4 protein-coding genes are annotated in these 6901 nt (G+C 60.2%); 2 read left to right on the top strand and 2 right to left on the bottom strand.

Going from position 1 to position 6901, the window contains the following annotated elements; all coding sequences use genetic code 11:
- The first annotated feature begins 425 nt into the window (after positions 1-425).
- A complete protein-coding gene (locus EV130_RS28760; RefSeq protein ID WP_074062642.1) occupies positions 426-2357 on the top strand; it encodes a M23 family metallopeptidase in 1932 nt (643 codons plus the stop codon).
- 54 nt (positions 2358-2411) lie between these two features.
- Here the strand turns inward: EV130_RS28760 and clpB are convergent, their stop codons facing one another.
- Positions 2412-5015 (bottom strand): ATP-dependent chaperone ClpB, encoded by a 2604-nt coding sequence (clpB, locus tag EV130_RS28755; protein ID WP_074062643.1) that lies wholly within the window; start codon positions 5013-5015, stop codon positions 2412-2414.
- A gap of 284 nt (positions 5016-5299) precedes the next feature.
- Between clpB and EV130_RS28750 the strand changes: the two genes are divergently transcribed.
- On the top strand, positions 5300-5896 hold the full coding sequence (locus EV130_RS28750; protein WP_165918586.1) for a LysE family translocator: 597 nt from the start codon (positions 5300-5302) through the stop codon (positions 5894-5896).
- Positions 5897-5910: 14 nt separating this feature from the next.
- Here the strand turns inward: EV130_RS28750 and EV130_RS28745 are convergent, their stop codons facing one another.
- Positions 5911-6585 (bottom strand): DUF4167 domain-containing protein, encoded by a 675-nt coding sequence (locus EV130_RS28745; protein WP_074062645.1) that lies wholly within the window; start codon positions 6583-6585, stop codon positions 5911-5913.
- Positions 6586-6901: the final 316 nt, after the last annotated feature.

Genomic DNA, 6901 nt, shown 5'->3' with positions numbered 1-6901 from the left:
CGGAAACCCAAGAGCGAAGGACATCGTCGCCAGCAGCGCCGCCGCCCTCGTTCAGTGACGCGGCTTATACGGCTAACCCTCAGACATAGTCAACAGGCCTTTCTAGAAAAAAATGAAATTTCTCTCATTCCATTGTTTTTAAATCGAGATTCGCCTTAGGTCCGTTCACTGTGCCTTCGACGGTCCTGTTTGCTCCCCGCAAAAGGCCATTCCGATCGACCGCCGGTAAAAATTGACTTCAGCCATGGTTCCGCCCTCACAAGATCACAATCGGATGGTCTCAAAAGGACGCATGGTTCACGCAGGCATGGGCGTCTAAATTGCGTTTTGGGCGTGATTTGACTTCCATGCCCGAAATATGCACATCTTTCGGCCCAGCCGGAGAGGTCCGAAGACGCCCATGAAAGGACGCAGATAAAACTGCCATGATGACGGAGAAGATGATGATCCGCTCGTTGGGTAACGAGCCTCCGCTTCTCGCCGATGGCAGGCGCGCACCCGACAAGCGTGAGGTTTCTCTCCGCTGGCTTTCGGGCACGTTCCTCACTGGCATTACATCGAGCGTGTTGATGGGTGTCGCGCTCTTTGCCGCCCTTGATGGCCGGCAGCAGCTGGCGATCCCCGCCGAGGCCTTCGCCAGCGTCAATACCCACGAAGATAGTGCCGTTACCCGCGGTGGACGGCTGATCGCCCCGGCGATCGCCGCCAGGCCTTCGGACCGGGCGATCATGGAAGTCTCGACGGTCGTCCATGACGGTGACAAGGAAATTGTCCGCCGCCAGCCATTCTCGCATGTAAAGATGCGGCTCGCCGCCAATCACGTGGCGACCGAGGACTATCCCGATTTTGACGCGCTCGCCATTTTCGCGGCCGATGAGGCACAGCCCGCTCCGGCCGCGCGCACCGGCGCGATTTACGGCTCGGACGTTGAATCCGAGGTCAGCCTCAAGACCGTTCCCTTCCCGACCGGAAAGAGCGACTTTCAGGCAGCGCCCGGCATGACCCTGGATGAAGTCGAGGAGAATGTCCGCTCGAATGGTTCGGCGCTGACCGACGGCGCCACTCAGGTGGCTGCGCTCTATTATGTCGACCCTCAGCGTTTTTCGAACGAGGACAACGATGTGGATCTGACATCGGGCCTTTCGGCCCGCGTTCTTGAGCAGAACATGACGGTGTCCGCGCCGGAATCGATCACGCCGCAGACTGAGGAATTTGCCGACGACATCGTGCCGGCCCGCCAGGACGTCACGATCGTCAAGGCACTGATGGATTCGGGCTATCCCGAGCCGCAGGCGAAGATGCTCTCTGCCAACCTTGCCCCGCCACTCGGCAGCGATGATCTTGCCAAGGGCGACGTCCTGCGTGTCGGCATCATCCAGAAGGGCGAACAGGCCAAACTCATCCGCGCCAGCGTCTATCGTGGCACGCGTCATCTCGTCACGATCGCACTCGATGACAACAGCCGCTTCGTCGAGGCAAGCGAACCGCCCATGCTTGATGCGATCGCGACTGCCTTCGACGACAATTCGCTCTCGGTTCCCGCTGGCCAGAACCTGCCGCGCATTTATGACGGCATTTATCGCGCCGCTCTTTCCTACGGCATGACCAAGGATATGACGGCGCTGATCATCAAGCTGCTTGCGGCCAATGTTGACTTCCAGGCGCAATTGAGACCGACAGATTTCCTCGAGGCCTTTTTCTCCGTCACCGATTCGAGCGGCCGCGCGACGCCGAATTCCGAGCTGCTTTACGTCAATGCCCGTTTTGGCGATACGGTGACACGCTTCTACCGCTTCCAGGACGCAGACGGCAACGTCGATTACTTCGATCAGGACGGCAAAAGCATCCGTCAGTTCCTGCTGCGCAACCCGGTGCCGAACGGCATTTTCAAGTCCGGTTTCGGCATGCGACGCCACCCGATCCTGGGTTTTGCCCGCATGCATACCGGCGTCGACTGGGCTGCTCCCCGCGGTACGCCTATCATCGCGACCGGCAATGGCACGGTCGAGAAGGCCGGCTGGGATTCCGGCGGCTATGGCAATCAGACGATCGTTCGTCATGCCAACGGATACGAGTCCTCCTACAACCACCAGAGCGCCATTGCCAAAGGTATCGTGCCCGGAGCCAAAGTTCGCCAGGGCCAGGTGATCGGCTGGGTCGGCACTACCGGTGAGTCCACGGGACCGCATCTGCACTACGAAATGATCGTCAACGGCACCAAGGTCGATCCGCTCCGCATCCGCCTGCCGGGCGGCAAGTCTTTGGCTGGCGAAGCACTGGCTAAATTCCAGGACGAGCGCAAGCGCATCGATACGCTCCTGAACAACCAGCCGGTCGATCAGGTCGCCAGCAAATAGGCCAGACAAAAATGACGGCCGCAGCCGCCATTTGTTTTTCCGGATGCTCGCTCTTTACGCTGCTTCGCCGACGGCGGAATTGCGCGGGCGGAACAACAGGCGGTCAGAGCCGTTGGTGACCTTCACCGTAGACCCGTCCGGCACCTGGCCGGAAAGAATCTGCTCGGCGAGCGGATCCTGTACATACTTCTGGATCACCCGCTTCAGGGGCCGCGCGCCATAGACCGGATCGTAGCCTTTGTTGGCAAGCCAGCTGCGGGCATCCTCGTCGAGCTCGATCGTGATCTTGCGCTCGGCCAGCAACGCCACCAGCCGTTTCAGCTGGATATCGACAATCGCGCCCATCTCGTCGCGCTTCAGGCGATGGAAGAGGATGATCTCGTCGATGCGGTTCAGGAATTCCGGCCGGAAATTGCCGCGCACGACATCCATCACCTGCTCGCGAACCGTGTCGCTGTCCTGGCCCTCGCCCAGTTGGGTGAGGTATTCGGCACCGAGGTTCGAGGTCATGATGATCATCGTATTGCGGAAGTCGACCGTGCGGCCCTGACCGTCCGTCAGGCGCCCGTCATCCAGCACCTGCAGCAGGATATTGAAGACATCGTGATGCGCCTTCTCGATCTCGTCGAAGAGCACGACCTGATAGGGCCGGCGGCGGACGGCCTCCGTCAATGCGCCGCCTTCCTCGTAGCCGACATAGCCGGGAGGGGCGCCGATCAGCCGGGCCACGGAGTGTTTTTCCATGTATTCCGACATGTCCATGCGCACCATTGCCGTCTCGTCGTCGAAGAGGAAGCGGGCGAGCGCCTTTGTAAGCTCCGTCTTGCCGACGCCGGTCGGGCCCAAGAAGATGAATGAGCCGATCGGCCGATTCGGGTCCTGCAGCCCGGCGCGCGCGCGGCGAACGGCACGCGATACCGCCTGCACCGCATCGCCCTGGCCGATGACCGACGTCGCCAGCTCGTCTTCCATCCTGAGCAGCTTCTCGCGCTCGCCTTCCAGCATCTTGTCGACCGGAATGCCGGTCCAGCGGGAAACGACATGGGCTATGTTGTCCGGAGTCACGACCTCCTGCACCATGGCACTGCGGTCGCTATCCTGGCTTTCCGCATCGGCGAGTTGCTTTTCCAGCTCCGGAATGACGCCATAGGTCAATTCGCCGGCGCGCTGGAATTCACCCTTGCGCTGAGCGATTGCCAGTTCGTTGCGGGCGTCGTCAAGCTTCTTCTTGAGATCGGCGGCAAGACCGAGCTTCTGCTTTTCCGATTGCCAGCGGGCCGTCAGCGCGTTGGCCTTCTCCTCCAGATCCGTTAATTCGGCATCGAGCCGCGTCAGTCGGTCGGCGGAAGCCGCATCCGTTTCCTTCTTTAGCGCTTCTCGCTCGATTTTCAGCTGCATGATACGGCGATCCAGCTCGTCTAGCTCTTCGGGCTTCGAATCCACCTGCATACGCAAACGCGCGGCCGCCTCGTCCATCAGGTCAATCGCCTTGTCGGGCAGGAAGCGATCGGTGATGTAGCGATTCGACAGCGTCGCAGCCGCCACCAGCGACGAGTCCGAAATGCGAACCTTGTGGTGCTGCTCGTATTTTTCCTTGAGGCCCCGAAGGATCGAGATCGTGTCCTCGACCGTCGGTTCATCGACCATGACGGGCTGGAACCGGCGGGCGAGTGCTGCGTCCTTCTCGACATGCTTGCGATACTCGTCGAGCGTGGTGGCACCGACGCAGTGCAATTCGCCGCGCGCAAGCGCTGGCTTCAGCAGGTTGGAAGCATCCATCGCTCCATCCGCCTTGCCGGCGCCGACCAGCGTGTGCATTTCGTCGATGAAAAGGATGATCTCGCCGCTTTCCGACTGCACTTCGTTGAGCACGGCCTTCAGCCGTTCTTCGAATTCGCCGCGATACTTTGCACCGGCAATCAGCGCGCCCATGTCGAGCGCCATCAGTTTCTTGTCCTTGAGAGATTCCGGTACGTCGCCGTTGACGATGCGCAGTGCCAGTCCTTCGACGATCGCCGTCTTGCCGACGCCGGGCTCGCCGATCAGCACCGGGTTGTTCTTGGTGCGGCGGGAGAGGACCTGGATCGTGCGGCGGATTTCGTCATCGCGGCCGATCACCGGATCGAGCTTGCCCTCGCGGGCCTCGCCTGTCAGGTCGCGGGCGTATTTCTTCAGGGAATCGAAGCCTTGTTCTGCATTGGCGGAGTCGGCCGTGCGCCCTTTTCGAATATCGTTGATAACCTGATTGAGGCCCTGCGCCGTTACGCCGGCATGTTTCAGCGTCGCTGACGTCGAAGCGGACGTCTCGATCGCCAAGGCCTGCAGCAACCGCTCGACCGTGACGAAGCTGTCGCCGGCTTTCTTGGCGGCCTCTTCGGCCGTGGAAAAAACTCTAGCGAGCGGCTGGGCGAGATAGATGTTGCCGTTGCCGCCGGAAACCTTCGGCAACTTTGCAAGCGCAGCATCGTTTGCAAGCCGCGCCGCCTTGGCATCGCCGCCGGCGCGCTCGATCAGCGAAGCGGCCATGCCTTGATCGTCGTCAAGCAAGACCTTGAGGACATGTTCCGGCGTGAATTGCTGGTGACCCTGCGCCAAGGCATAGGTCTGGGCGGACTGAACGAAACCGCGCACCCGCTCGGAATACTTTTCGATATTCATATTCTACCTCCATGGATCGCCCTGCCCTTATAAGGCACAGGCCGATGATTGAGATTGAGCTCCCTCAAAAGGCGAGCCGTCGCTTTATCCTTTTTGGAATTGGGACGAAGCATTCGAGCAAGAATATGGGATGGATTTTTGCGAGTTTAAAGAGCCCGGAACCATGAAACCCGGGCTGAAGAATCCCTTCGGGAGCACGCGGCGCGGCCTGACGGCACGAACGTTCAAGACCCTATCGTGGCGCTTTTGGTATGCCTAGGAGCTTCCTAAACGGCAGGTTCTTGATGACCTTCGAGCAAACGGCTGCATTTTTGGCCTTTTCGGTCGTGGGCGCCATCACACCCGGCCCTAGCAACGTCATGATCATGGCGACCGGCTCGCTCGTGGGTTTGACACGCGGCCTGCCCTGCGTGCTCGGTGCGGCCTTGGGAATGTCGTCGCTGTTCTTTTGTGCGGGCCTCGGACTTGCGCAGCTGTTTCTGCTTTATCCGCTTGCGCTGACGATCATGAATCTGATCGGCGCTGCCTTTTTGTTTTGGCTAGCCTTCAAGATCGCGACCACGGACGTGGCGCAGGCCAAAGGCGGCACGAAAGCCGTGGGCTTTGTGCAAGCGGCGGTGTTTCAGTGGATGAATCCGAAGGGCTGGCTGGTTGCCGTAAGTGGGATTGCTGCCTACTGCGGCGCATCTCCAGAAAGCGCTTTCGGCTCGGCGGCAACCTTCGCAGGCCTGTTCTTTGTGGCAGGCTTCCCGAGCGGTCTAGCCTGGTTGATGGCAGGCGCATTGATGCAGAAACTGCTTCGAGACGCGCGCATTGCGCGCGCCTTCAAGATCGTGATGGCAGTCGTGCTTGCCGGCTCTGTCACGACGATTTTCCTGTGAGCCGGGAACGAAGCCTATTCCGTAGCCGCTTCGGCCAGAGCCGGTGCTTCGGCGGAAGCGGTCTCGCCCTCGCCTTCGGCACGGCGCGGGCGGCGCGGTCGGTTGCTGGCGTTACGGCGGCGCGGCTGGCGTTCGCGCTGCTGGCCGCCTTCTTCCTCCATGGAGACTTCGGCCGGAATGCCTTCGATTTCCGGCTGAGGGCCAGTTCCGTCGTTGGTTTCCTGAGCCGGGGCGGCGACAGAAGCAGCAGTTTCTGCGCGTTGTTCGCGACGAGGTTGCTCGCGCGGCGGCTGAACGACGACGGCATCATCGCTGTCTGCCGTATCCAGTTCGTCGCCATCGCGCTCACCGCCTTCGCGGTCGGTATATTCGTTACGGTCGTCGCGCTGGAAACGTTCCTGCATCTGCGTCTGGGCGGCCGCGATGATGCGATAATAGTGCTCTGCGTGCTGGAGGTAGTTCTCGGCTATGACGCGGTCACCAGAGCTCTGGGCATCGCGGGCAAGCTGCGAATATTTTTCAGCGATATGCTGAGCGGTACCGCGAATCTTCACATCGGGGCCGGAGCTGTCGTAGGTCCGCGTCAGCGGATTGCCACCCTTGCGGTTGAAATTATTGTTGTTATTTCCGCCGCCGTTATTGTTACTGCCACGCCCTCGACCGCGCTTGTTCTGCTGTCCTGGCCTCATAGATCGTTCACCTGAATTCTCTGTTTGTGTGGAGTTATGGCACCAACCGCCGTGGCCGGTAAACCGGCTCAGGGCCTTCGTGCCGCAAGCATAATGCGCCTTCGCGCCGACCTGCCGCTTGTTCTCAAGTCATATTGACTGATTCACGCATTGGGTCGTGTTCAACCTTTGAAACTCTCGTTTAAAAGAGTGGACCCCCGAGGCCGACCAAGTAGCGAACGAATCGACGTTCCTTCTTGACTGCCCAACGCGTGAGGGCAACCTATATCGCTTCCCCGGGAAATCCAAGCCTTTTCTTCGCAATAGCAGTAATGTC

The organism is Rhizobium azibense (assembly GCF_004342325.1).
Classification (GTDB): Bacteria; Pseudomonadota; Alphaproteobacteria; order Rhizobiales; family Rhizobiaceae; genus Rhizobium; species Rhizobium etli_B.
The sequence above is the reverse complement of the archived record's forward strand: the minus strand, read 5'-3'. Positions and strand labels throughout refer to the sequence as shown.